Consider the following 23,905-nt stretch of genomic DNA (forward strand, 5'->3'; position numbering starts at 1 on the left):
GGATCGACTCGCTTCGCGTCGCCGATCTCAGGTCGCTCCAGGCTCATACCTGAATTGGAAAAGACTGGCCGTCCCGATTCCTTCCGGAAAGAAAGGCGTTCAGCGTTCGGTCATGCACCACGACAGTTACGAAAAATGGGCCGCCGAGTTCGTCGGCACGTTCTGGCCGACCTTCGGCGGCAGCGTTCCCGCAAACGGGCATCGGCTTCCTCGGCGTGGCGCTGGCCTTCGGGCTGACCGTGGTCACGGGCACCTATGCACTCGGGCCCATCTCGGGCAGGCATTTCAACCTGGAAACGGCAGTTGGATGCGCCTGCCAGTGCCGTGATCGGGGGTGCCAGGCAAGCCGCGACGACGCGGCGGGCTGGTGCCCGCAAGGAGGAGCAACGCCGCATGGCGCCCCGAGCGCGGTGCTGCTGGCAGGTGCATAGCGCTCTCACCCACGAGGTGAACGTCATCGAAGCCGGCAACGCTCAATTTCCTGCGGCCTGGCAAGGGATGCAAAGCGGTCAACTGCCGTTTCCAGGTTCATACCAGAAATGGCCGCCAGCGCCTGTAAATAAAGCGCTGATAGCTATTAATACCATAGCATCTCAGGTACCCAAGGTGCTCGCGCACCACCCGCAGCGCATGAAACCGGCGCAACCGAATGCCAGGGATACCGCGGAACCGGCTTTGCCGGGCCGCCGGTATCGCCCCCGGCGAGGGGGTTGGCGGCCACACGCAGTGGGCAAGCCTGGGGGAGTGTTTACTTCAGAACCGCTCGCCCGGCCCCAGGTAGCGCCACTGCCCCGCGGGCAGGTTGCCGAGCACCACGCGGCCGATGCGGATGCGCTTCAGGCCCACCACCTTCAGGCCCACCTGTTCGCACATGCGGCGTATCTGGCGCTTCTTGCCCTCGGTCAGCACGAAGCGCAGTTGCTCGGGGTTCTGCCAATCGACCTGCGCGGGCTTCAGCGGCTGGCCGTCGAGGCTCAGGCCGTGGCGCAGCCGCGCCAGTTGCGCGGGCGGGAAGGCGGTCTGCACGTTCTGCGCGGTGTCGCCGTACTGCACGCGCACCAGGTATTCCTTCTCGGTGGCCGCGTCCTCGCCGATCAACTGGCGCGCCACGCGGCCATCCTGCGTGAGCACGAGCAAGCCCACCGAATCGATGTCCAGCCGCCCCGCCGGCGCCAGCCCGCGCAGGTGCTGCGGCGAAAACCGCGTGCGCGACGCGTCGCCGGCCCAGTGCGTGCGCGCCTGCACCAGTGTGGCGGCGGGCTGGTGCCCGTCCTCGGCCTGTCCGCTCACGTAGCCCACGGGCTTGTGCAGCAGGATGGTGACCTGCTGCGCCTGTTGGCCCTGGGCCTGCCTGCTGACGGTGATGCGGTCGGCGGGCAGCACCTTCACGCCCATTTCGGCGACCTGGCCGTTGACTTGCACCCAGCCCTGTTCGATCCATGCGTCGGCCTCGCGACGCGAACACAGGCCCAGGTCGGCCATGCGCTTGTTCAGGCGCACCGGGCCGTCGGCGGCGGAGGCCCGCACGGGCGCGGGCGCGCGCTGGAAACGCGCTGGAGGAGGCGGGGCATTCATGGGCCGGGCATTGTAGGCGCGGCCTAGCGCGTTCAGACCACCAGCCGGTAACCCACCGCCGTCTCGGTCAGCAGGTGGCGCGGCTGCGCCGCGTCGGCTTCGAGCTTCTGGCGCAGGTGGCCCATGTGCACCCGCAAGTAATGGCTCTGCTGCGTGTGCGCCGGCCCCCATACCTCGCGCAGCAACTGGCGGTGCGTGAGCACCCGCCCGGCATGCGCCGCCAGCTCCACCAGCAGCCGGTACTCGATGGGGGTGAGATGCACCTCCTGCCCGGCGCGGCGCACCAGATGGGCGCGACGGTCCAGTTCCACGTCGCCGAAGCGAAACACCGGCTCGGCCTCGTCGGCCTGCGCGCGCGGGCGCCGCAGGCTGGCACGCACGCGCGCCAGCAACTCGCCGGTGCCGAAGGGCTTGGTGAGGTAGTCGTCAGCCCCTGCGTCCAGCGCGGCTATCTTGTCGGCTTCATCGATCCGCGCCGACAGCACGATGACCGGCACCGCCGACCAACTGCGCACGTCGCGGATCAAGTCGATGCCGTCGCCGTCGGGCAGACCCAGGTCCAGCACCAATAGGTCGGGCTTGCGCGTGCCGGCCTCGACGAGGCCGCGGCGCAGGGTGTCGGCCTCATGCACCTGCCAGCCCTCGTCCTCCAGCGCCTGGCGCACGAAGCGGCGGATGTGCGGTTCGTCCTCGATGACGATGGCGACAGGGCTGGGCATGGCTAGTCGGGCATGGCGGGGGGCGGGCGGCGCGGAAGCGTCACGGTGAATTCTGCTCCCGCGCCCAGCGCGTCGGGCACAGCGTTGGCCGCGCCGATGCGGCCGTGGTGCGCCTCCACGATGGCGCGGCAGATCGCCAGGCCCAGCCCCACGCCCGGCGTGGCCGATTCGGCCTCGCCGCGCGTGAACTTGTCGAACAGCGCATCCGTGTGGCCCTGCAACGCGGACGGCAGGCCCGGGCCGTGGTCGCGCACGGTCAGCACCAGCGCGTCGGGCGTGGCGTGGGCGCGCACCACGATCGGCGGGGCACCGTACTTGGCCGCGTTCTCCAGCAGGTTGACCAGCACGCGTTCGATCAGCACCGCGTCGAACTCCACCAGCGGCAGATCCGGCTGCAGCGCGGTCTGCACCGCCTTGCCGCCCAATGCCGGCCGCGCCGCGCGGATGGCCGCGCCCACCGCTTCCTCCACCGATTGCCATTCCCGTCGCAAGGCCACCGCGCCGCTGCTTTCGATGCGCGCCATGTCGAGCAGGTTGCCCACCAGCGCGCCGATCTCGCGCGCCTGCGCCGCCAGCGCGTGCGCCGCCTCGGCCTGCGCGGGTGGCAGCGGCGGTTGGGCCGCCTGCAGCGACTCGGCCAACGCGATCAGCGCCGTCAGCGGCGTGCGCACGTCGTGCGACAGCGCACCCAGCAGCGCGTTGCGCAGCCGCTCCGACGCCATCTCCACCTCCGCCTGGCGCGCCACCTCCACGTAATGCACGCGCTCCAGGGCGATGGCGATCTGCCGCGCCAGCGTGTCGAGCTGGCGCGCCTGCTCCGGGATCAGCAGCCAGCGCGGGTGGGCGGGCTCCAATGCCAGCACCCCGCGCACCCGCATCGGCGCGGCCAGCGGCAGGTAGTGCCAGGTCTGGGCGGCCAGCGTGGCGGTGCCCAGGCCTGCCGGCTGGCCCTGCCGGAATGCCCAGGCGGCAACCTCGGCATCGAAGCCGGGCGGCGCGTGGGCGGGCAGCACTAGCTGGTCATCCGCATCGGCCCGCAGCACCAGCGCCTGCCCGCCGAACTGGCCGCGCACCGAGCGCTCGCCGATGGCCGCCACTTGCTGCGCCTCCAGCGCCGCCGACAGTTCGCGCGCCAGGTCGAACAGCGCCAGCACGCGCTGCGCGCGGCTGTCCGACACCCCGGCGGCGAAGCGCAGCCCAGCCATGAGCTGCCCCACCAGCAGCCCCATGCCGAGCATGACGGCGAAGGTGACGACGTACTGCACGTCGCTCACGCCCAGCGACAGGCGCGGCGGCACGAAGAAGAAGTCGAACGCCGCCACGTTGAGCAGCGCCGCCAGCGCCGCCGGGCCGCGCCCGAACCGGATCGCCACGCCCACCACCCCCAGTAGGAACAGCATCACGATGTTGGTGAGGTCGAGCACGCCGGCCAGGGGGCCGGCCAGCAGCGTCAGCGCCACGCTGGCCGCCGCCGCCCAAGCATAGCCCGCCCGGCGGGCCGGATGGTGCCGCGCGTCCTCGCCCGGCTGCGGAACGGTGCCGGGCACGGCCTGGGCCAAGCGCCGGACGCGACCGGCGCGCGCTACCAGCACGACATCCAACGCCGGGGCCTGCCGGGCGATGCTGCGCGCCATGTCCCGCCGCAGCCAGCAGCGCGCGTTTTGCGCGCGGCCCATCACCAGCGTGGCGCAGTTGAGCCGCCGCGCCTGCAGCGCCAGCGCCAGCGCCACGTCGCCGCCGGTCAACACCTCCGGCTGCGCGCCCAGATCCGCGGCCAGCTTCAGCACGGCCAGCACCTGGTCGCGCCGGGCGGCGGGCAGGCGCTGCAGGCGCGGCGTTTCCACGTAGGCGGCATGCCAGCGCACGTTGAGTTGCCCGGCCAGCCGGGCGGCGGCGCGCACGGTCTGGTCGGCGCCGTCGCCCGGCCCGACGCAGGCCAGCAAGGCACCCGAGGTGTTCCAGGGCGGTGCAGCATCCGCCGCCGGGCCCGCTGCGGACTGCTCGATGCGCCAGCCGCGCACGTCGTCCTCCACGTGCTCGGCGGTGCGGCGCAGGGCGATTTCGCGCAGCGCGATCAGGTTGCCCTTGCGGAAGAAGTTGCGCGCCGCGCGCTCGGCCTGCCGCGGCAGGTACACCTTGCCAGCAGCGAGCCGCGCCGTCAGCTCGTCGGGCGTAGCGTCTACCAGGACCACCTCGTCGGCCCCGTCGAGCACCGAATCGGGCACCGTCTCGTGCACCCGCACGCCAGTGATGGCGCCCACCGTGCCATTGAGGCTTTCCAGGTGCTGCACGTTCAGCGCTGTCCACACCTCGATGCCGGCGTCCAGCAGTTCCTCCACGTCCTGCCAGCGCTTGGCGTGGCGCGAGCCCGGGGCGTTGGAATGCGCCAGCTCGTCCACCAGCAGCACGTCGGGCCGGCGGGCCAGCGCGCCGTCCAGGTCGAACTCTGCCAGAGTGCGCCCGCGGTACGGCAGCGCGCGCGGCGGCAGTTGCGGCAGCCCTTCCAGCAGCGCTGCGGTCTCTGCCCTCCCATGCGTTTCCACCACGCCCGCCACCACGTCACGCCCCGCCGCGTGTTCGCGCTGCGCGGCGCTCAGCATGGACCAGGTCTTGCCCACGCCCGCGCTGGCGCCGAAGTAGATGCGCAGCCTGCCGTGCCGCGCGCGCTGCCCGTCCGCGCGCAGCCGGGCCAGCAGCTGGTCGGGATCGGGGCGGTGGTCGGGCGTCACAGGTCGTCAGGGTAGCGCCTTGGCGCCCGGCAGAGCGTCCAGCGCCATGTTGAGTGCCAGCACGTTGACGCGTGGCTCGCCCAGCAAGCCCCACAGCGGCAGTTCGGCGTGCCGTTCGACCAGCGCATCCACCGCGGCCCGCGGCAGGCCGCGCACCCGCGCCACGCGCGCGGCCTGGTAGCGCGCCGCCGCCAGGCTGGTGTGCGGGTCCAGGCCGCTGGCCGACGCGGTGACCAGGTCCACCGGCACGGCGGCGGCATTGTCGGGGTCGGCCGCGCGCAGCGCATCGACGCGGGCCTTGACCGCATCGGCCAGCGCCGGGTTCAGCGGCCCCAGGTTGGAGCCGCCGGACGCCGCCGCGTTGTAGGGCATGGGCGCGGTGGCCGAAGGCCGGCCCCAGAAATGGCCGGGGTTGGAAAAGCTCTGACCGATCAGCGCCGACCCCACGGGCTGGCCGCCGCGCAGCACCAGGCTGCCGGCCGCCTGCGCCGGGAACAACGCCTGCGCCGCGCCGATGACGACGGCGGGATAGAGCAGCCCGGTGATGGCGCTCAGCAGCACGAACAGCACGAGCGCGGGGCGAAGAATGTCTTTCATGGTCTTCCTTCCGTCTTTCAAACGAGTCCGAGCAGTACCAGCAGCCCGTCGATGAGCTTGATGCCGATGAACGGCACGGCGAGCCCGCCCAGGCCGTAGACCGCCAGGTTGCGCCGCAGCAGCGCCGCGGCGCCCACGGGCCGGTAGCGCACGCCCTGAAGCGCCAGCGGGATCAGGAACACGATCACCAGCGCGTTGAAGATCACCGCGCTCAGGATGGCCGACGACGGGCTGGCCAGCCGCATGATGTTGAGCGCGCCCAGTTGCGGGTAGGTGGAGACGAAGATCGCCGGGATGATGGCGAAGTACTTGGCCACGTCGTTGGCGATGCTGAAGGTGGTGAGCGCACCGCGCGTCATCAGCAGCGCCTTGCCGGTCTCCACCACTTCGAGCAGCTTGGTGGGGTCGGAATCCAGGTCCACCATGTTGCCGGCCTCCTTGGCCGCCTGGGTGCCGCTGCCCATGGCCACCGCCACGTCGGCCTGGGCCAGCGCGGGAGCGTCGTTGGTGCCGTCGCCGGTCATGGCCACCAGCCGGCCCTCGGCCTGGTAGCGACGGATCAGCGCCAGCTTGTCCTCGGGCGCGGCCTCGGCCAGGAAGTCGTCCACCCCGGCCTCGCCCGCGATGGCGGCGGCGGTGAGCTTGTTGTCGCCGGTGACCATTACGGTCTTGATGCCCATGCGGCGCAGTTCGCCGAAACGCTCCCGGATGCCGGCCTTCACGATGTCCTTGAGCTCAACGATACCCAGCACACGGCCGCCCTCGGCCACCGCCAGCGGCGTGCTGCCGCGCCGCGCCACCGCGTCAGCCGCATGCGCGGCCTCGGGCGGCAGGCTGCCGCCCAGCGCCTCGACATGCCGGCGCACCGCGTCCACAGCGCCCTTGCGCACCACGCGCTGCGCTGCGGCGTCCAGAAGGGCGCCCTGGGCCGGCAGGTCCACGCCGCTCATGCGCGTCTGCGCCGTGAAGGCCACGAACTGTGCGCCTTCGGGTGGACGCACATCGGCGCCCACGCGGCGCGCCAGCTCCACGACGCTGCGGCCCTCGGGCGTTTCGTCGGCCCACGAAGCCAGCAGCGCGGCGCTCGCCAGGCGCTGTAGGTCCACCCCCGCGGCCGGCAGGAAGACGTGGGCCTGGCGGTTGCCGTGGGTGATGGTGCCGGTCTTGTCGAGCAGCAGCACGTCGATGTCACCTGCGGCCTCCACCGCGCGGCCCGAGGTGGCGATCACGTTGGCCTGCATCATCCGGCCCATGCCCGCCACGCCGATGGCCGACAGCAGGCCGCCGATGGTGGTGGGGATCAGGCACACCAGCAGCGCCACCAGTGCCGTCAGCGACACCGCGGTGCCGGCCTGCGCCGCATTCACGCTGAAGAGGGAGAACGGCAGCAGCGTGGCCGTGACCACCAGGAACACGATAGTCAGCGCCACCAGCAGGATCGTCAGCGCGATCTCGTTGGGCGTCTTCTGGCGCCGGGCCGCCTCGACCATGCCGATCATGCGGTCCAGGAACGATTCCCCGGGGTTGACCGCGATGCGCACCACCAGCCAGTCCGACAGCACGCGCGTGCCGCCCGTCACAGCGGAGAAGTCCCCGCCCGATTCGCGCACCACGGGGGCGGACTCGCCGGTGATGGCGCTCTCGTCCACCGAGGCCACGCCCTCGATCACCTCGCCGTCGAGCGGAATCACGTCGCCCGCATCGACCAGCACCACGTCGCCGCGCCGCAGGTTGGTGCCCTGCTCGGGCAGCCACTGGGCGCCATGGCGGGGCGCGACCAGCTTCTTGGCCCATGTGTCCTTGCGCAGGCCGCGCAGCGCCGCGGCCTGCGCCTTGCCGCGCCCCTCGGCCAGGGCCTCGGCGAAGTTGGCGAACAGCACCGTGAACCACAGCCATGCCGACACTGCCAGCGCGAAGGCGGCGGAATTGCCGCCGCCAGGCCCGCCCAGCGCGCGCAGCCCCAGCAGCGTGGTGAGGATGGAGCCGATGTACACCACGAACATCACCGGATTGCGCCATTGCACGCGTGGGTCCAGCTTGGCGCAGGCGGCGCGCAGCGCGGGCCGCAGCAGGGCGGCGTCGAACAGGGACAGCGTTGAAGAGGTTTGCATGGTGGTACGCCTCACTTCCAGAGCATCAGGTGCTCGACCGCCGGCCCCAGGGCCAGCGCCGGCACATAGTTGAGCAGGCCGACCAGCAGCACCGTGCCGATCAGCAGCGCCACGAACAGCGGGCCGTGGGTAGGCAGGGTGCCCGCGGTGACGGGCAGCCGCTGCTGGCCCGCCAGCGCGCCCGCGATGGCCAATACCGGCACGATGACGGCAAAGCGCCCCAGCCACATGGCCGCAGCCAGCAGCGCGTTGTAGAACGGCGTGTTGGCCGACAGGCCCGCGAAGGCGCTGCCGTTGTTGTTGGCCGCCGAGGTCAGCGCGTAGAGGATTTCGGAAAAACCGTGCGCGCCGGGGTTGGCGACGCCCACGCGCCCCGCCTCGGCCATCACGGCCACAGCGGTGCCGAGCAACACCAGCACGGGGGTGACGAGAATGGCGATGGAGACCAGCTTCATCTCGTACACCCCGATCTTCTTGCCCAGGTACTCGGGCGTGCGGCCGATCATCAGCCCGGCGATGAACACCGCCAGGATGGCGAACACCAGCATGCCGTACAGGCCAGCACCCACGCCGCCGAACACCACTTCCCCCAACTGCATGAGCACCATCGGCACCATGCCGCCCAGCGGCGTGAACGAGTCGTGCATGGCGTTGACGGCGCCGCAGGAGGCCGCCGTGGTGATGGCCGCGAACAGCGCCGAGGCGGTGATGCCGAAGCGCACCTCCTTGCCTTCCATGTTGCCGCCGGACTGCCATGCGCTGGCGCCCTGGTCCACCCCCAGCGCCGCGAACTGCGGATTGCCGGCCTGCTCGGCCGGAACCACGGCCGCCACGGCCAGCGCGAACAGCACCGCCATCGCGGCCAGCAGCGCCCAGCCCTGGCGCGGGTCACCCACCACGCGACCGAAGGCAAGGCACAGCGCGGCGGGGATGAGGAAGATGGCCAGCATCTGCACGAAATTGGTCAGCGCGGTGGGGTTTTCATACGGGTGCGCCGAATTGGCGTTGAAGAAGCCGCCGCCGTTGGTGCCCAGCATCTTGATGGCTTCCTGCGAGGCGACCGGACCCATCGCCAGGGTCTGGGTGGCGCTCGCCACGTCTTCCAGCACCGGGTTGCCGGCGGAGTCCTTCACCGGCAGGCCGGCGGCGTCCAGCCGGGGCTGCTGGTAGGCCGTGGCCTCCAGCGTCGCCACGCTCTTGTAGGCGTCGAAATTCTGGATCACGCCCTGGCCGGCGAAGAACACCGCCAGCACGAGCGACAGCGGCAGCAGCAGCCAGAGCGTGGCGCGCAGCGCGTCGGTCCAGAAATTGCCGACCCCGCCCGCACCGCGTGCCGCGAACCCGCGCGCCAGGGCGAAGGCCACGGCAATGCCGGTGGCCGCGGAAAGGAAGTTCTGCACCGTCAGGCCCAGCATCTGGGTGAGGTAGCTCATGGTGCTCTCACCTGCATAGCCCTGCCAGTTGGTGTTGCTGACGAAGCTGACAGCGGTGTTGAAGGCGGAATCCGGCGCGACGGCGCCCATGCCCGCCGGATTGAGCGGCAGCAGGCCCTGCAGGCGTTGCAGGCCATAGAGCGCCAGCGCGCCGAGCGCGTTGAAGGCGAGCAAGGCCAGTGCGTAGCTGCGCCAGTTCATCGAAACGTCGGGCTGCACGGCGGCCAGCCGGAACAGCGGTGCCTCCACCCGCTGCATCCAGCGCGGCAGGCGGCCGTCGCAGAGGGCGGCCAGGTAGCGCCCGAGCGGCCATGCCAGCAGCCCCAGGACGGCGAGGAACAAGGCCGGCAGGGCCCATGCGGAGAGTGCCATGGCTAAAACTCCTCGGCCCGCAGCAGCGCATGCAGCAGGTAGGCCATCAGGCCCAATGCCACCAAGGCGGCGAGGCCATAGAACGCGCTACTGTCCATGACGGTTCTCCGCGCCGCGCCGTCCGAGGGCGTGCAGCCCCCGCACCAGTTCCGCCACCGCGACCCACAGCGCGGCCAGGGCGGCAATCCAAACGATATCCATGATGGAAACTCCTGTTGTCAAGCCAGCGAGAGTCTGCGCGCGCGGGCATCAAAACGGGGAATGGAGTGTGGGCGGCGCCGTAAAGAAAGCGTAAATGCCCGGGGATGCGTCCGCGTGCACCTTTGCGAATGCGATTGCTATTGAATAAATAGCTGAAAGCGCTTGTAGATAAAGCGCTGGAGGCACTTTTTACTTGAAGGATTCCCGCGAGCGCAGGGCCGCCAGATCGAGCACGCGCAAGCCGCCGTACTCGATGCGGATGACGCCTTGGGCGGCCAGCGCGCGCAGCGCCTCGTTGACGCGCTGGCGCGACAGGCCGACGAGGTAGGCCAGCTCCTGCTGGGTGATGCGCAGCAGTGCGCCCACGCCGGGGTAGAGCACCGGGTTGAACAGCGCTGCCAGGCTGCGGGCCACGCGCGCGTCGGGGCTGGTCAGGCGGTCGATCTCGCGCGCGGCGATGAACTGCGCCAGCCGCTCGTTGAGCTGGTCCATCACGAAGCGGTTGAAGCCGATGGAGTGGCCCAGCAGCCAGTGGAAGGTGTCGATGGGCAGGCCCGCCACCACGCTGGCGCGCAGGGCCTGGATGTTGTAGCGGTAGGGTTCGCGCTTGAGCGCCGTGCCCTCGCCGAACCAGCCCCCGGGCGGCACGCCGGTGAAGGTCATGGCCGGGCCATCGGGGTTGTCGTTGCTCATCTTGAGCAGGCCCGCGACCACGCCGAACCAGTAGGTGGGCGCGCGGCCGATGCGACACACGTAGTCGCCCGGGCGCGCGTCGCTCACGCGCAGGCTCTCCTCGGCACGCTGGCGCTCGGCGCCTTGCAGCAGCGCCAGCCACGGGATGCCGCGCAGTTCGTCCGCCGTGGGCGGGCGGCGGCGCTGGTGCAGGGGAATGTCGGGGGTCATCGGGTGCTGGTGGTCATGAACGGATGGCTCCGGCCGCGCATTGTTCAGCCAACGGCGCGCGCGCTCCATTGCGGGAAACCCAGTGCCCGCATCCGGGCAGCTCCTATCAGGACTATCCCTAGGAATGTCGCCACAAAGACAACATGACGTCAAAGGTACATCCTACGATGCAGGGCAAGTCGCGTCAACGACGACGCCACCACCAAGGAACCGTGATGGAGACAACATTCCCGCAACTGCTGCTCAAGCACGCCGCCGAGCGCCCCACGGCGCCGGCGCTGCGCGAGAAGGAATACGGCATCTGGCAGACCTGGGACTGGCGCCGCGCCGCCGACGAGGTGCGGGCCATGGCCTGCGGTCTGGCGGCACTGGGTTTTCAGCGGGGCCAGAATCTCGCGCTGGTCGGCGACAACCGCCCCCATCTCTACATGGGCTTCATTGCGGCACAAAGCCTCGGCGGCGTTCCGGTTCCGCTGTACCAGGATGCCGTGGCATCCGAGATGGCCTTCGTGCTGGAGGATGCCGAAGTCCGGTTCGTGTTCGCCGAAAACCAGGAGCAGGTGGACAAGCTGCTCGAAGTGCGTGAAACCCTGCCCGGCATCGCGCACATCATTTACGATGATCCGCGCGGGTTGCGCCACTACAGCCAGCCGGGGCTGATCAGCATGGACCAGCTGCTGGCGCAGGGCGCCGAGTGGGACAAGGCGCATCCCGGCGCCTGGCAGGCGCTGGTCGGACAGAACCAGCCGGGCGATGTGTCGGTCATCCTCTACACCTCGGGCACCACCGGCAAGCCCAAGGGCGTGTGCCAGACGCACGCCAGCTTCATCAGCGCCGCCCGGGGCGCCACCGAGGTGGACAAGCTCGGCCCCACCGACTGCATCATCTCTTACCTGCCGCCGGCCTGGGTGGGCGACCACCTGTTCTCGCTGGCCCAGTGGCTGGTGGCGGGCTACACCATCAACTGCCCGGAATCGGCCAGCACGGTGAGCATCGACATGCGCGAGATCGGGCCCACCTATTACTTTGCGCCGCCGCGCGTATTCGAGGGCATGCTCACTTCCATCCAGATCCGCATGGAAGACGCCGCACGGCCCAAGCGCTGGCTGTTTGAAAAATGCATGGCGCTGGCGCGCCGCGTGGGCTCCGACATCCTGGACGGCAAGCCGGTCGGGCTGCTCGATCGCCTGCTCTACCAGCTGGGCGACTTCATGATCTACGCCCCGCTGCGCAACGCCATGGGTCTGTCGCGCATCCGCGTGGCCTACACGGCAGGCGCGGCCATCGGGCCGGACCTGTTTCGCTTCTTCCGCTCCATCGGCATCAACCTCAAGCAGTTCTACGGCCAGACCGAAACCTGCGCCTACGTCTGCCTGCAGCGCGACGGCCAGGTCAACCTGAACACGGTGGGCCAGGCAGCGCCCGGCATCCAGCTCAAGATTGCCGACAACGGCGAGGTGCTGGTCAAGGGCGCGCCGGTGCTCAAGGAGTATTACAAGCGCCCCGACGCCACGGCCGAGGTGATCGACGCCGAGGGCTGGTTTCACACCGGCGACGCCGGCGTGATCGACGCCGCGGGCCAGCTGCGCATCATCGACCGCGCCAAGGATGTGGGCAAGACCCTGTCGGGCGCCATATTCGCGCCCAACTACATCGAGAACAAGCTCAAGTTCTTCCCGTACATCAAAGAGGCCGTGTGCTTCGGCCACGACCGCGACAAGGTCTGCGCTTTCATCAACATCGACTTCGAGGCCGTGGGCAACTGGGCCGAGCGCCAGAACATGCCCTACGCTGGCTACGTGGACCTGGCCTCCAAGCCCAGGGTGCTGGAGCTGATTGCCGACTGCATTGCACAGGTCAACGCCGACCTGGCGGGCGAGCCCGGCATGGCGGGCACCCAGGTGGCGCGCTTTCTGGTGCTGCACAAGGAGCTGGACCCCGACGACGACGAACTGACCCGCACCCGCAAGGTGCGCCGCGGCTTCATCGCGCAAAAGTACGGCGTGCTGGTGGATGCGCTGTACTCGGACAAGAAGGAGCAGTTCATCGAGACCCAGGTCAAGTTCGAGGACGGCCGCACCGGCAGCGTCAGCGCCACGCTGACCATCGTGGACGCCAAAACCTATCCTGCCAAAGCCTGACCGGGACGCACAGCCATGACACAGAAAAAGATCGGCGATGTCATTTTGGACATCAGGAACATCAGCCTGCGCTTTGGCGGCGTCAATGCGCTGACCGACATCTCGTTCAACGTGCGCGAGCACGAGATCCGCTCCATCATCGGCCCCAACGGCGCCGGCAAGAGCTCCATGCTCAACTGCATCAACGGCGTGTACACGCCGTCAGAGGGCTCGATCACCTTCCGCGGCCAGACCTTTGGCCACATGAACAGCCGTCAGGTGGCCGAGATGGGCGTGGCACGCACCTTCCAGAACCTGGCGCTGTTCAAGGGCATGAGCGTGATCGACAACATCATGACCGGGCGCAACCTCAAGATCAAAAGCAACCTGCTGCTGCAGGCGCTGCGCTGGGGCCCGGCCGAGCGCGAAGAGATTGCGCACCGCGAATTCGTCGAGCACATCATCGACTTTCTGGAAATCCAGGCCTTTCGCAAGACCCCCGTGGGCCAGTTGCCCTACGGCCTGCAAAAGCGCGTGGACCTGGGACGGGCTCTGGCCATGGAGCCGCAGGTGCTGCTGCTCGACGAGCCCATGGCCGGCATGAACGTCGAGGAAAAGCAGGACATGTGCCGCTTCATCCTGGACGTGAACGACGAGTTCGGCAGCACCATCGTGCTGATCGAGCACGACATGGGCGTGGTGATGGACATCAGCGACCGCGTCGTGGTGCTCGACTACGGCAAGAAGATCGGCGACGGCGAGCCTGAAGAGGTGCGCAACAACGAAGACGTGGTCCGCGCCTATCTGGGCACCAGCCACTGACACACCACGCAACACCGGAGACTCTCGATGGCATTCTTTCTGGAAACACTGCTTGGCGGCCTGATGGCCGGCATGCTCTACGCGCTGGTGGCACTGGGTTTCGTGCTGATTTTCAAGGCCTCGGGCGTCTTCAATTTTGCCCAGGGGGCGATGGTGCTTTTCGCCGCCCTGGCGATGGCCCGCTTTGCCGAATGGGTTCCGCAGTGGACGGGCATAGACAACAAGATCGCCGCCAACGTCGCCGCCTTTGTGCTGGCGGCGGGCGTGATGTTCATCTGCGCCTGGTTCATCGAGCGGCTGGTGCTGCGCCACCTGGTCAACCAGGACGCGACCACGCTCTTGATGGCCACGCTGGGCATCACCTATTTTCTCGAAGGCGTGGGCCAGACCCTGTTTGGCAGCGACATCTACAAGATCGACGTGGGCATGCCCAAAGACCCGGTGTTCGTGCTCGAATCTGTATTCGAGGGCGGCGTGATGGTCAACCAGGAAGACGTGATTGCCGCCCTGATCGCCGCCGCGCTGGTGGCTGCGCTGTCGGTGTTCTTCCAGAAGACCAGCACCGGCCGGGCCCTGCGCGCCGTGGCCGACGACCACCAGGCGGCCCAGTCCATCGGCATTCCGCTCAGCCGCATCTGGGTGATCGTATGGTGCGTGGCCGGTGTGGTGGCCCTGGTGGCCGGGATGATCTGGGGCTCCAAGCTGGGGGTGCAGTTCACTCTCACCACCGTAGCACTGCGCGCCCTGCCGGTGGTCATTCTGGGCGGTTTGACTTCGGTGCCCGGCGCCATCATCGGCGGCCTGATCATCGGCGTGGGCGAGAAGCTCTCCGAGGTGTACCTGGGCCCCTTCGTGGGCGGCGGCATCGAAATCTGGTTTGCCTACGTGCTGGCCCTGGCGTTCCTGCTGTTCAGGCCGCAGGGGTTGTTTGGAGAAAAAATCATTGATCGCGTGTAACGCGATCTGCCCGGAGGGCATTTTGCCCAGGCAAAGAATGATTTTTCGGCGCAGGGCACGCAGTGTCCGAAGCCAAAAGATCATTGACCGCGTGTAAAAGAGAGAAAGCACCATGTTTTACAGAGAAAACGGTCAGTTCAAGACCAGCTACCGTGCCGACCAGCAGGTCTTTCCCATCCTGCAGGACAAGGTGGCCATCTGGCTGCTGATTGCGGCGGCCTTCATCGTGGTGCCCCTGCTGGCCACCGACTATTTCTACCTGGCCATCCTGACGCCGCTGGTCATCATGTCGCTGGCCGCGCTGGGGATGAACATCCTGGTGGGCTACTGCGGCCAGATCTCGCTGGGCTCGGGCGCCTTCATGGCGGTGGGTGCCTATGGCGCCTACAACTTCGTGGCGCGCGTGCCGGGCATGCCCCTGATTGCCGCGCTGATCCTGGGCGGCCTGTGCGCCACCTTGTTCGGCATTTTGTTCGGCCTGCCCAGCCTGCGCGTCAAGGGCCTGTACCTGGCCATGGCCACGCTGGCGGCGCAGTTCTTCAGCGACTGGATGTTCCTGCGCATCAAGTGGTTCACCAACGACTCGCCCTCGGGCTCGGTGTCGGTGAGCGACCTGGCGGTGTTCGGCATGCCAATCCAGTCGCCGCAGTCCAAGTACCTGTTTTGCCTGACCTTGCTGGTGATCATCGCCATCCTGGCCAAGAACCTGGTGCGCAGCGCCATCGGCCGCGAGTGGATGGCGATCCGCGACATGGACGTGGCCGCCAGCGTGATCGGCATCCGCCCCATGTACGCCAAGCTCTCGGCGTTTGCCGTCAGCTCGTTCATCGTCGGCGTGGCCGGCGCGCTGTGGGGCTTCGTGCACCTGGGCGCCTGGGAGCCGGCGGCGTTCTCGTCGGACATCTCGTTCAAGCTGCTGTTCATGGTCATCATCGGCGGGCTGGGCTCCATCATGGGCAGCTTCTTTGGCGCGGCCTTCATCGTGGTGCTGCCCATCGTGCTGAACCTGCTGCTGCCCGCCATCGCCGGCATGTTCGGCATGCATATTTCCACCGCGGGCATCTCGCATGCCGAGTTGATCGTCTTCGGCGTGCTGATCGTGTGGTTTCTGATCGTCGAGCCGCACGGCATTGCCAAGCTGTGGTCCACCGGCAAGCAGAAGATGCGCGTGTGGCCCTTCCCGCACTGATCCTGTCAGCCACCATTTTGCTATCACAACAATAGCTTCAAACGCTTTATTTGCAGGGGCCAAAGGCCAACTGGACTCAGCCCCATTTTGTTTGTTTGGAACCAAGGAGACTCCCATGAAGAAGATCACCCATCTGGCGCTTGCCGCCGCAATGGCTGCCGCGGGCGCGGGCTTTGTGTCCAGCGCCAGCGCGCAGGCCAGCGAGCAGTTCTTTCCGCAGCTGACCTACCGCACGGGCGCCTATTCCGCATACGGCATTCCATGGTCCAACGGCAAGGTGGACTACATCAAGCTCATCAACGCGCGCGACGGCGGCATCAACGGCGTCAAGCTCACCTACGAGGAATGCGAAACCGCCTACGCCACCGACCGCGGCGTGGAGTGCTACGAGCGCCTGAAAAACCGTCCCGGTGTGGCCGTGGTGGACCCGCTGGCCACCGGCATCACCTTCGCGCTGACCGAAAAAACCGCCGTGGACAAAATCCCGCTGATGACGCAGGGCTATGGACTGTCGATCTCGCAGGACGGCAACGCCTTTCCGTGGAACTTCCCCTTCCTGGGCACCTACTGGATGGGCGCGGACATCCTGATCCAGCACCTGGGCAAGCAGGCGGGCGGCCTGGACAAGCTCAAGGGCAAGAAGATTGCCTACGTCTATCACGACAGCCCCTACGGCAAGGACGCCATTCCGCTGCTGGAAAAGCGCGCGCAGATGCACGGCTTTACCCTGCAGCTGATGCCCGTGACGGCGCCCGGCGTGGAGCAAAAGTCCACCTGGCTGCAAGTGCGCCAGAGCCGCCCCGACTACCTGCTGCTGTGGGGCTGGGGCGTGATGAACAGCGCCGCGCTGAAGGAGGCGCATGCCACCGGCTTCCCGCGCGAGAAGATGTACAGCATCTGGTGGGGCGGCAGCGAGCCGGCCGTGCGTGACCTGGGCGACAGCGCCAAGGGCTTCAACGGGCTGTCGCTGTACACACCCGGCACCCAATCCAAGGTGATGCAGGACATCCTCACGCTGGTGCACGACGCCAAGCAAGGCACCGGCCCGCGGGACGAAGTGGGCGACGTGCTCTACATGCATGGCGTCATCACCCAGATGCTGGCCGTCGAGGCCGTGCGCACCGCGCAGGAAAAGTTCGGCAAGGGCAAGGTCATGACCGGCGAGCAGGTGCGCTGGGGCATGGAAAACCTCAAGCTCGACGCCAAGCGCCTCAAGGAGCTGGGCTTTGAGGGCGTGATGCAGCCCTTTGCCACCAGTTGCGCCAACCACATGGGCTCCAGCAGCGGGCGCGTGTATGCCTGGGACGGCAAGAACTGGAAATACACCTCCGACTGGTACCAGGCCGACAAGGCGGTGCTGGACCCCCTCATCAAGGAGCATGGCGACAAGTACCTGGCCGACAAGAAGCTTGCCCGCCGCACCGACTGCAAGTAAGCAAAAAAGACATGGCCTGCGCGCAGCACCGCGCGGGTCATGTGCCCCGCTGTATCCCCGCTGTATTCCACTTCCACGCCACTACAAGGAGACAAGCATGAAGCTCAACCGCATGACCGTAGCCGCCGCCCTCGCCTTTGCGGGCATGGGCTTTGCCGGCAGTGCATCCGCGCAAGCCCCGGAGCAATTCATTCCGCTGCTGTCCTACCGCACCGGCCAGTTTGCCCCGCTGGGCATTCCATGGGCGGACGGCAAGCTGGACTACCTCAAGCTGGTCAACGCCAAGGGCGGCATCAACGGCGTCAAGCTGGTCTATGAGGAATGCGAAACCGCCTACGAAACCAGCCGCGGGGTGGAATGCTACGAGCGCCTCAAGGGCAAGGGCGTCGGTGCCGTGGGCTTTGACCCCCAGTCCACGGGCATCACCTTTGCCGTGTCAGAAAAAGCGCCCATCGACAAAATCCCCGTCGTCACACCGGGCTACGGCCTGTCGCAGTCGGTCGATGGCAAGGTGTTCGAGTGGAACTTCCCGCTGCTGGGCACCTACTGGACGGCGGCCGACTCCATCGTCCAGGACATCCTGAAGAAGGAAAAAGGCAGCCTCAAGGGCAAGAAGATCACGCTGGTCTATCACGACTCGCCCTACGGCAAGGAACCCATTCCGCTGCTGCAAAAGCGTGCCGAAAAAGAAGGCTTTGCGCTGTCGCTGCTGCCCGTCACCGCGCCTGGGGTGGAGCAGAAGGCCACCTGGCTGCAGGTGCGCCAGAACCGCCCCGACTACGTGATCCTGTGGTCCGCCGGCGTGATGACGCCCACCGCCATCCGCGAGGCGCAGGCCACCGGTTTTCCGCGCGAGAAGATGTACGCCATCTGGTGGGGCGGCTCCGACCATGACGTGACGGGCATCAGCGGCGCCAAGGGCTACAACACCGTCACCATCCACAACACCGCCGAGCACGACAAGGTGCACGACGAAGTCAAGGCCCTGCTCTACGACAAGGGCCAGGGCGCTGCCAGCGACGCCAAGGAGCTGGGCGCCCTGGCCCACACGCGCGGCATGGTGATCTCCATGCTGCAGGTCGAGAGCATCCGCGCCGCGCAGGAAAAATTTGGCAAGGGCAAGCCCATGACACCCGAGCAGGTGCGCTGGGGCCTGGAAAACCTCGACCTCACGCAAGAGCGCCTGAACGAGCTGGGCTTCGGCAAGATGCTGCGCCCCGTCAAGACCAGTTGCGGGAACCACATGGGCACCGACTGGGCACGCATTGCGCAGTGGGACGGAACCAAGTGGAACGTCGTCTCCGACTGGTACCAGGGCGACAAGTCGCTGATCGACCCGCTGGTCAAGGAATACGCCGAGAAATACGCCAAGGAAAAGAACATCAAGGTTCGCTCCTGCAACTGACCCGCCCCCGGGAATCCCCGCGTTGAATCCATGCCAAATACGGCTCAAACCCTTATGGGTTCTGCGCGGGCAGCTATTATTTTTGATGACCAACGGTGAAACCATGACCGACACCCGAACCGCCCCCAACTCCGCCCCGCCCGTGCTCGTGGTCAACGGCATCGAAGTCATCTACAACCATGTGATTCTGGTGCTCAAGGGCGTGTCGCTGCAGCTGCACGAAAAGGGCATCGTCGCCCTGCTGGGCGGCAACGGCGCGGGCAAGACCACCACGCTGCGCGCCATCTCCAACCTGCTCAAGGGCGAGCGCGGCGAGGTCACCAAGGGCAGCATCGTGCTGCGCGGCGAGCCCATCCAGAACCTCACGCCGTCCGACATGGTCAAGCGCGGCGTGGTGCAGGTCATGGAAGGCCGCCACTGCTTTGCCCACCTGACCATCGAAGAAAACCTGCTCACCGGCGCCTACACCCGCAAGGACAAAGGCGAGGTGGCCGCCAACCTGGACAAGGTCTACAACTATTTTCCGCGCCTGAAGACGCGCCGCACCAGCCAGGCGGCCTACACCTCGGGCGGCGAGCAGCAGATGTGCGCCATCGGCCGCGCACTCATGGCCAACCCCAGCATCATCCTGCTCGACGAGCCCTCGATGGGCCTGGCGCCGCAGATCGTCGAAGAGGTGTTCAACATCGTCAAGGACCTCAACGCCAAGGAAGGCACCACCTTCCTGCTGGCCGAGCAGAACACCAACATGGCCCTGAAATACGCCGACTACGGCTACATCATGGAAAGCGGCCGCGTGGTGATGGACGGCGCCGCTGCCGATCTCGCCAACAACGAGGACGTCAAGGAGTTCTACCTGGGCGTCGGCGGCGGCGAGCGCAAGAGCTTCAAGGACGTCAAGAGCTACAAGCGGCGCAAGCGCTGGCTGGCCTGATTGCTACTATTTTAATAGCTGCAAGCGCTTATACCTTCTGCGCTATCAGCCATTTTTACCCCTAAACCCAAACCCACAGGAGCCCCAGGCATGAGCATGTTCTACGACGCCCTGGAAACCCGCGCCCCCGCCGAGCGCGAAGCCGCCCTGATGGCGGCCCTGCCCCGGCAGATCGCCCACGCCCAGCAGGCCAGCCCCGCCTTCGCGGGCATTCTGGCAGGCGTGGACGCCGCCACCATCACCAGCCGCGCCGCGCTGGCGCGCCTGCCCGTCACGCGCAAGCACGAGCTGCTGGAGCGCCAGCAGGCCGGGCGCGCCGACAACGTGTTTGGCGGTTTTGCCACCATCGGCTTCGGCGCCGCCATGCCGCGCGTGTTCTGCAGCCCCGGCCCCCTCTACGAGCCCGAGGGCCCGCGCCGCGACTACTGGCGCATGGCGCGCGCCTTGTACGCCGCCGGCTTTCGCGCCGGCGAGCTGGCCCACAACAGCTTCAGCTACCACTTCGTGCCTGCCGGCTCCATGATGGAAACGGGTGCCCATGCGCTGGGCTGCACGGTGTTTCCCGGCGGCACCGGCCAGACCGAGCAGCAGGTGCAGGCCATGGCCGAGCTGCGCCCGGCCGGCTACATCGGCACCCCCAGCTTTCTCAAGATCATCCTGGACAAGGCCCATGAACAAGGCATTGCCCTGCCCAGCGTCACCAAGGCGCTGGTGTCGGGCGAGGCCTTTCCGCCGTCGCTGCGCGACTGGCTGGCCGCGCGCGGCGTGCAGGGCTACCAGTGCTACGGCACGGCCGACCTGGGCCTGATCGGCTATGAAACCACGGCCCGCGAAGGCCTGGTGCTCGACGAAGGCGTGATCGTCGAAATCGTGCGCCCCGGCACCGGCGACCCGCTGCCCGAAGGCGAAGTGGGCGAACTGGTGGTGACCACGCTCAACCCGGACTACCCGCTGATCCGTTTTGGCACCGGCGACCTCTCTGCCGTGCTGCCCGGCCAGTGCCCCACGGGCCGCACCAACACCCGCATCAAGGGCTGGATGGGGCGCGCCGACCAGACCACCAAGGTGCGCGGCATGTTCGTGCACCCCGGCCAGATCGCCAGCGTGGTCAAGCGCTTCCCGCAGGTGCAGCGTGCACGCCTGGTCGTCAGCGGCGAAATGGCCGACGACCGCATGGCGCTGCGCGTGGAAGCCGACCCGCAGGAGGGCCTGGCCGCCCGCATCGCCGATGCCGTGCGCGAGGTGACCAAGCTGCGCTGCGAGGTGGAACTGCTGCCGCCGGGCAGCCTGCCCAACGACGGCAAGGTGATCGAGGACGTGCGCAGCTATCGCTAGCGCAGTGTTCGATAGCCGTCGCTATCGCGAGGATTTGCAACGCCGCCATGCGGCAAAAGGCGCGGTTTTATGGGCTGCTTCGCGTTGAATACTAGATAGTTACCTTGATGCCGACGGCCCTGGCCGCCACTAGCATCGTCCCTTCACCCCAAGAGGAGCCATCGCAATGAAGAAACTACTGATAGCCGCTGCCGCCGCCCTGGCCGCGCTCGGCGCGCATGCCGCCGACTTCCCCAAGGAAAAGCCCATCACCATCGTCGTGCCCTTCGCCGCCGGCGGCCCCACCGACAAGGTGGCGCGCGACCTGGCCCAGGCGCTCGAAAAGCCGCTGGGCCAGAGCGTCATCATCGACAACGCTGCGGGCGCGGGCAGCTCCATCGGCACCGCCAAGGTGGCGCGCGCCGCGCCCGACGGCTATACGCTGCTGGTCAACCACATCGGCATGGCCACCATGCCCGCGCTGTACCGCAAGCTGCCGTTCAAGATCGAGACCGACTTCGAATACCTGGGCATCATCAACGACGTGCCCATGACGCTGATCGGCAAACCCAGCCTGCCCGCCAACAACTACAAGGAACTGGCGGCCTGGATCGACGCCAACAAGGGCAAGGTCAACCTCGGCAACGCCGGCCTGGGCGCCGCCTCGCACCTGTGCGGCCTGCTGTTCCAGAGCGCGCTCAAGACCGAGATGCAGACCGTGCCGTACAAGGGCACGGCGCCGGCCATCACCGACCTGATCGGCGGCCAGATCGACCTGCTGTGCGACCAGACCACCAACACCAAGGCGCAGATCGACGGCAAGAAGGTCAAGGCCTTTGGCGTGACCACGCGCAAGCGCCTGACCACGCCGGGCCTGTCGGACCTGCCCACGCTCGACGAAGCGGGCCTCAAGGGCTTCGAAGTGACGATCTGGCACGGCCTGTACGCGCCCAAGGGCACGCCGCCCGACGTGCTGCACAAGCTCAACAACGCGCTCAAGGCCGCGCTCAAGGACCCGGCCTTCATCAAGCGCGAGGAAGACCTGGGAGCCGTGGTGGCCAGCGACAAGCGCATCGAGCCCGCGGAGCACAAGGCCTTCGTCGAGGCCGAGATCGCCAAGTGGGGCCCGGTCATCAAGGCCGCAGGCGTGTACGCCGACTGACTGCCGCATCGCCCCCGCGCAAGCCGCCTCGCCTGCGGGCCGGGCGGCTTTTTTGCGCCCCTTTTTTCACTGAAAACGGCAGTTGCATCCCCAAAATTCGAGCAAGTGCCTGTCACGCATTGAGTTCCCATGCCTTCCAGACTCGCCCATTTGGAACGGCTCTGCAGTCTTGGGAAACCCGCATGGATATTGCGGCTTCTTCAGTTTTCCGGTTGGCGCAACTGCGGTTTTCAGCGTGATCAGACGCCCCAGACCACGTCTTTGCCCGCCGCCGCGCTGCGGCGCAGCAGGTCGATGAAAGGCACGGCGCGCTGGCGCAGGCGGATGCCGTTGGAGCGCTCGTCGTCTTCCTCGCCCTGCGCGTCGTCGTCCGCGTCGGGCGGGCGGGCCTCGTCGCGCACCACGGCGGCCTCGATGGCCGCGATGGCCGCGGGCACCTGCGCCACGGTGACGATGCCCGTGGGGCTGGGCTCCTTGCCGATGATCTTCAGCATCTCGCGGCCATCGGCGTCGAGCATGATGACGTCGGCAACGGCCTGGGATTTGAACTTGAACAGCATGTTCATGCCTCCTGCTTGTCGTAGATGTAGCCGCGGTTGAACGGGTACACCGATTGTGCGCCGCGCAGGCCGCCGCTTTCCATGCTGCCGTCGGGGCGGGTGGCCAGCAGTTGGTGCAGCGATATCCAGCCGCGCTCGAAGCTCATGGCGCAGCCCGCCAGGTACAGGCGGTAGGCCTGCAGCACGCGCTCGGCGCGCTCGGGCCCGCCATTGGCGGACAGCACGGCGCGCGCCTCGTCGAGCCGCGCCTCCAGCGTGTCGGACCAGGCCCAGAGCGTGCGGGCGTAGTGCGGGCGCAGGTTCTCGGCGTCCACCATCTCCAGGCCCGCGGCGCTCATGTCGTGCAGCACGGTGCTCACATGCTCCAGCTCGCCGCCGGGGAAGATGTACTTCTCGATGAAATCGCCCATGCCGGCACCGAGCTGGGCGTTGTCGAGCCCGCCCGAGGTGATGCCGTGGTTCATCACCAGCCCGCCGGGGCGCAGCAGATGCCGCACGGTCTTGAAGTAGGCCACCATGTTGGCGCGCCCCACGTGCTCGAACATGCCCACCGAGGCCACCTTGTCGAACGGCTCGGGCACTTCGAGCTGCCGGTAGTCGCGCAGCTCCACGCGCACCCGCCCCGTCAGGCCGCGCTCCTCGATGAGCCGCTGCACATGGGCGTGCTGGTTCTTCGACAGCGTGATGCCCGTGGCATCCACGCCGTAGTGCTCGGCGGCCCACAGCAGCAGGCCGCCCCAGCCCGAGCCGATGTCGAGGAAGCGCTCGCCGGGCTGGAGCATGAGCTTCCTGCAGATGTGGTCGAGCTTGGCCTCCTGCGCCTGCGCGAGCGTCATGCCCGGCTCGCGGTAGTAGGCGCACGAATACACGCGGCGCGGGTCCAACCACAGGGCGTAGAAGGCGTCGGAGACGTCGTAGTGGAACTGGATCTGCTTCGCGTCGCGCTCGATGGTATGCGTGGCCAGCGACCTGGCACGGCGCAGCGTGCGCGCCCACCAGCCGGTATTGCTCTGCGTCTGCACCGGGTCGCCCGGCAGCAGGCCGACGGCCGCGGCCATGAGGTCGCGGATGCGGCCCTCGAACCGCACGCGGCCTTCGACGATGGCTTCGCCCAGGGCGCCTATCTGCCCGGTGGCCAGCGTGGCCAGGGCCATCGCGTCCTTGAAGATCAGGGCCACCGCCGCGTTGGCAGGCCCCACCCGTTCGCCCGAAGGCAGTTGCAGCACCACGGGAACCGGTAGCTCGGCCAGGCGCTGCGCGATTCTTTCCTGCATCATCGACATTGCATGCTTTCCTCGTCGTGCTGGCGGCCATGAACCATGGGGGGCCGCCAGAATCCAAGGCCGAACCTTACACCGGTACGTAGT

19 protein-coding genes and 1 pseudogene are annotated in these 23,905 nt (G+C 67.7%); 10 read left to right on the forward strand and 10 right to left on the reverse strand.

The features are described from left to right. Nucleotides 1-112 precede the first annotated feature (112 nt). A pseudogene (locus tag PY257_RS06915) lies at nt 113-314 on the forward strand (aquaporin); the annotation flags it as partial. Nucleotides 315-753: 439 nt separating this feature from the next. On the opposite strand, the gene PY257_RS06920 reads toward PY257_RS06915, so the two are convergent. The 8 genes from PY257_RS06920 to PY257_RS06955 all read right to left on the reverse strand — a co-directional run bounded on the left by PY257_RS06920 (nt 754) and on the right by PY257_RS06955 (nt 10,640). Next, nucleotides 754-1,575 carry a pseudouridine synthase gene (locus PY257_RS06920; protein ID WP_275740285.1) on the reverse strand — a complete coding sequence of 274 codons (822 nt, stop codon included), beginning with the start codon at nt 1,573-1,575 and terminating at the stop codon, nt 754-756. Nucleotides 1,576-1,607: 32 nt separating this feature from the next. Next, nucleotides 1,608-2,294 (reverse strand): two-component system response regulator KdpE, encoded by a 687-nt coding sequence (kdpE, locus tag PY257_RS06925; protein ID WP_275740287.1) that lies wholly within the window; start codon nt 2,292-2,294, stop codon nt 1,608-1,610. Between the two features lie 2 nt (nt 2,295-2,296). Continuing rightward, entirely contained in the window at nt 2,297-5,023 is a 2,727-nt protein-coding gene (locus tag PY257_RS06930) for a DUF4118 domain-containing protein (protein ID WP_275740289.1), read from the reverse strand. A gap of 6 nt (nt 5,024-5,029) precedes the next feature. After that, nucleotides 5,030-5,620 (reverse strand): potassium-transporting ATPase subunit KdpC, encoded by a 591-nt coding sequence (gene kdpC, locus PY257_RS06935; protein ID WP_275740291.1) that lies wholly within the window; start codon nt 5,618-5,620, stop codon nt 5,030-5,032. 17 nt (nt 5,621-5,637) lie between these two features. Then, nucleotides 5,638-7,731 carry a potassium-transporting ATPase subunit KdpB gene (gene kdpB / locus PY257_RS06940; protein ID WP_275740293.1) on the reverse strand — a complete coding sequence of 698 codons (2,094 nt, stop codon included), beginning with the start codon at nt 7,729-7,731 and terminating at the stop codon, nt 5,638-5,640. An 11-nt stretch (nt 7,732-7,742) separates the two neighbouring features. Then, nucleotides 7,743-9,536 (reverse strand): potassium-transporting ATPase subunit KdpA, encoded by a 1,794-nt coding sequence (gene kdpA, locus PY257_RS06945; protein ID WP_275740295.1) that lies wholly within the window; start codon nt 9,534-9,536, stop codon nt 7,743-7,745. Between the two features lie 2 nt (nt 9,537-9,538). Then, entirely contained in the window at nt 9,539-9,634 is a 96-nt protein-coding gene (gene kdpF, locus PY257_RS06950; protein WP_275740297.1) for a K(+)-transporting ATPase subunit F, read from the reverse strand. A gap of 292 nt (nt 9,635-9,926) precedes the next feature. Beyond that, complete coding sequence (locus tag PY257_RS06955; RefSeq protein WP_275740299.1) at nt 9,927-10,640, reverse strand: Crp/Fnr family transcriptional regulator; 714 nt, start codon at nt 10,638-10,640, stop codon at nt 9,927-9,929. Nucleotides 10,641-10,855: 215 nt separating this feature from the next. Between PY257_RS06955 and PY257_RS06960 the strand changes: the two genes are divergently transcribed. The 9 genes from PY257_RS06960 to PY257_RS07000 all read left to right on the forward strand — a co-directional run bounded on the left by PY257_RS06960 (nt 10,856) and on the right by PY257_RS07000 (nt 21,978). Next, the gene (locus PY257_RS06960) at nt 10,856-12,781 is read left to right on the forward strand and encodes an AMP-dependent synthetase/ligase (protein WP_275740301.1); all 1,926 of its coding nucleotides are present in this window, start codon (nt 10,856-10,858) and stop codon (nt 12,779-12,781) included. A 15-nt stretch (nt 12,782-12,796) separates the two neighbouring features. Further along, a complete protein-coding gene (locus tag PY257_RS06965) occupies nt 12,797-13,582 on the forward strand; it encodes an ABC transporter ATP-binding protein (RefSeq protein WP_275740303.1) in 786 nt (261 codons plus the stop codon). Nucleotides 13,583-13,609: 27 nt separating this feature from the next. After that, nucleotides 13,610-14,539: a branched-chain amino acid ABC transporter permease gene (locus PY257_RS06970; RefSeq protein WP_275740305.1), complete on the forward strand. Its 930-nt coding sequence runs from the start codon at nt 13,610-13,612 to the stop codon at nt 14,537-14,539. A gap of 112 nt (nt 14,540-14,651) precedes the next feature. Continuing rightward, nucleotides 14,652-15,728, forward strand: a complete 1,077-nt coding sequence (locus PY257_RS06975) for a branched-chain amino acid ABC transporter permease (protein ID WP_275740307.1) — start codon at nt 14,652-14,654, stop codon at nt 15,726-15,728. A gap of 115 nt (nt 15,729-15,843) precedes the next feature. Further along, nucleotides 15,844-17,163: an ABC transporter substrate-binding protein gene (locus PY257_RS06980; RefSeq protein WP_275740309.1), complete on the forward strand. Its 1,320-nt coding sequence runs from the start codon at nt 15,844-15,846 to the stop codon at nt 17,161-17,163. 97 nt (nt 17,164-17,260) lie between these two features. Then, nucleotides 17,261-18,568, forward strand: coding sequence for an ABC transporter substrate-binding protein (locus tag PY257_RS06985; protein ID WP_275740311.1), 1,308 nt, complete (start codon nt 17,261-17,263; stop codon nt 18,566-18,568). Nucleotides 18,569-18,671: 103 nt separating this feature from the next. Beyond that, nucleotides 18,672-19,502, forward strand: a complete 831-nt coding sequence (locus PY257_RS06990) for an ABC transporter ATP-binding protein (RefSeq protein ID WP_275740313.1) — start codon at nt 18,672-18,674, stop codon at nt 19,500-19,502. Nucleotides 19,503-19,592: 90 nt separating this feature from the next. Next, nucleotides 19,593-20,837 (forward strand): phenylacetate--CoA ligase family protein, encoded by a 1,245-nt coding sequence (locus PY257_RS06995; protein ID WP_275740315.1) that lies wholly within the window; start codon nt 19,593-19,595, stop codon nt 20,835-20,837. Nucleotides 20,838-21,003: 166 nt separating this feature from the next. Beyond that, complete coding sequence (locus PY257_RS07000) at nt 21,004-21,978, forward strand: tripartite tricarboxylate transporter substrate-binding protein (RefSeq protein WP_275740318.1); 975 nt, start codon at nt 21,004-21,006, stop codon at nt 21,976-21,978. Between the two features lie 239 nt (nt 21,979-22,217). Here PY257_RS07000 and PY257_RS07005 read toward each other — a convergent pair whose 3' ends face one another. Together PY257_RS07005 and PY257_RS07010 are read right to left on the reverse strand one after the other, a co-directional pair. Continuing rightward, nucleotides 22,218-22,538: a DUF1840 domain-containing protein gene (locus tag PY257_RS07005; protein ID WP_275740321.1), complete on the reverse strand. Its 321-nt coding sequence runs from the start codon at nt 22,536-22,538 to the stop codon at nt 22,218-22,220. Between the two features lie 2 nt (nt 22,539-22,540). Beyond that, complete coding sequence (locus PY257_RS07010; RefSeq protein ID WP_275740323.1) at nt 22,541-23,821, reverse strand: SAM-dependent methyltransferase; 1,281 nt, start codon at nt 23,819-23,821, stop codon at nt 22,541-22,543. Between the last annotated feature and the right edge of the window lie 84 nt (nt 23,822-23,905).

Source organism: Curvibacter soli (assembly GCF_029211125.1).
In the GTDB taxonomy this organism is placed as follows: Bacteria; Pseudomonadota; Gammaproteobacteria; order Burkholderiales; family Burkholderiaceae_C; genus Curvibacter_A; species Curvibacter_A soli.

Excerpts from the sequence above, each read along its gene's own strand:
- PY257_RS06985 (WP_275740311.1), top strand. The coding sequence starts at position 17,261 with ATGAAGCTCAACCGCATGACCGTAGCCGCCGCCCTCGCCTTTGCGGGC.
- PY257_RS06960 (WP_275740301.1), top strand. The coding sequence starts at position 10,856 with ATGGAGACAACATTCCCGCAACTGCTGCTCAAGCACGCCGCCGAGCGC.
- PY257_RS06995 (WP_275740315.1), top strand. The coding sequence starts at position 19,593 with ATGAGCATGTTCTACGACGCCCTGGAAACCCGCGCCCCCGCCGAGCGC.
- kdpE (WP_275740287.1), bottom strand. The coding sequence starts at position 2,294 with ATGCCCAGCCCTGTCGCCATCGTCATCGAGGACGAACCGCACATCCGC.
- PY257_RS06980 (WP_275740309.1), top strand. The coding sequence starts at position 15,844 with ATGAAGAAGATCACCCATCTGGCGCTTGCCGCCGCAATGGCTGCCGCG.
- PY257_RS06990 (WP_275740313.1), top strand. The coding sequence starts at position 18,672 with ATGACCGACACCCGAACCGCCCCCAACTCCGCCCCGCCCGTGCTCGTG.
- kdpB (WP_275740293.1), bottom strand. The coding sequence starts at position 7,731 with ATGCAAACCTCTTCAACGCTGTCCCTGTTCGACGCCGCCCTGCTGCGG.
- kdpA (WP_275740295.1), bottom strand. The coding sequence starts at position 9,536 with ATGGCACTCTCCGCATGGGCCCTGCCGGCCTTGTTCCTCGCCGTCCTG.
- PY257_RS06955 (WP_275740299.1), bottom strand. The coding sequence starts at position 10,640 with ATGACCCCCGACATTCCCCTGCACCAGCGCCGCCGCCCGCCCACGGCG.
- PY257_RS06965 (WP_275740303.1), top strand. The coding sequence starts at position 12,797 with ATGACACAGAAAAAGATCGGCGATGTCATTTTGGACATCAGGAACATC.
- PY257_RS06920 (WP_275740285.1), bottom strand. The coding sequence starts at position 1,575 with ATGAATGCCCCGCCTCCTCCAGCGCGTTTCCAGCGCGCGCCCGCGCCC.
- kdpC (WP_275740291.1), bottom strand. The coding sequence starts at position 5,620 with ATGAAAGACATTCTTCGCCCCGCGCTCGTGCTGTTCGTGCTGCTGAGC.
- PY257_RS07000 (WP_275740318.1), top strand. The coding sequence starts at position 21,004 with ATGAAGAAACTACTGATAGCCGCTGCCGCCGCCCTGGCCGCGCTCGGC.
- PY257_RS06970 (WP_275740305.1), top strand. The coding sequence starts at position 13,610 with ATGGCATTCTTTCTGGAAACACTGCTTGGCGGCCTGATGGCCGGCATG.
- PY257_RS07005 (WP_275740321.1), bottom strand. The coding sequence starts at position 22,538 with ATGCTGTTCAAGTTCAAATCCCAGGCCGTTGCCGACGTCATCATGCTC.
- PY257_RS07010 (WP_275740323.1), bottom strand. The coding sequence starts at position 23,821 with ATGTCGATGATGCAGGAAAGAATCGCGCAGCGCCTGGCCGAGCTACCG.
- PY257_RS06975 (WP_275740307.1), top strand. The coding sequence starts at position 14,652 with ATGTTTTACAGAGAAAACGGTCAGTTCAAGACCAGCTACCGTGCCGAC.
- kdpF (WP_275740297.1), bottom strand. The coding sequence starts at position 9,634 with ATGGACAGTAGCGCGTTCTATGGCCTCGCCGCCTTGGTGGCATTGGGC.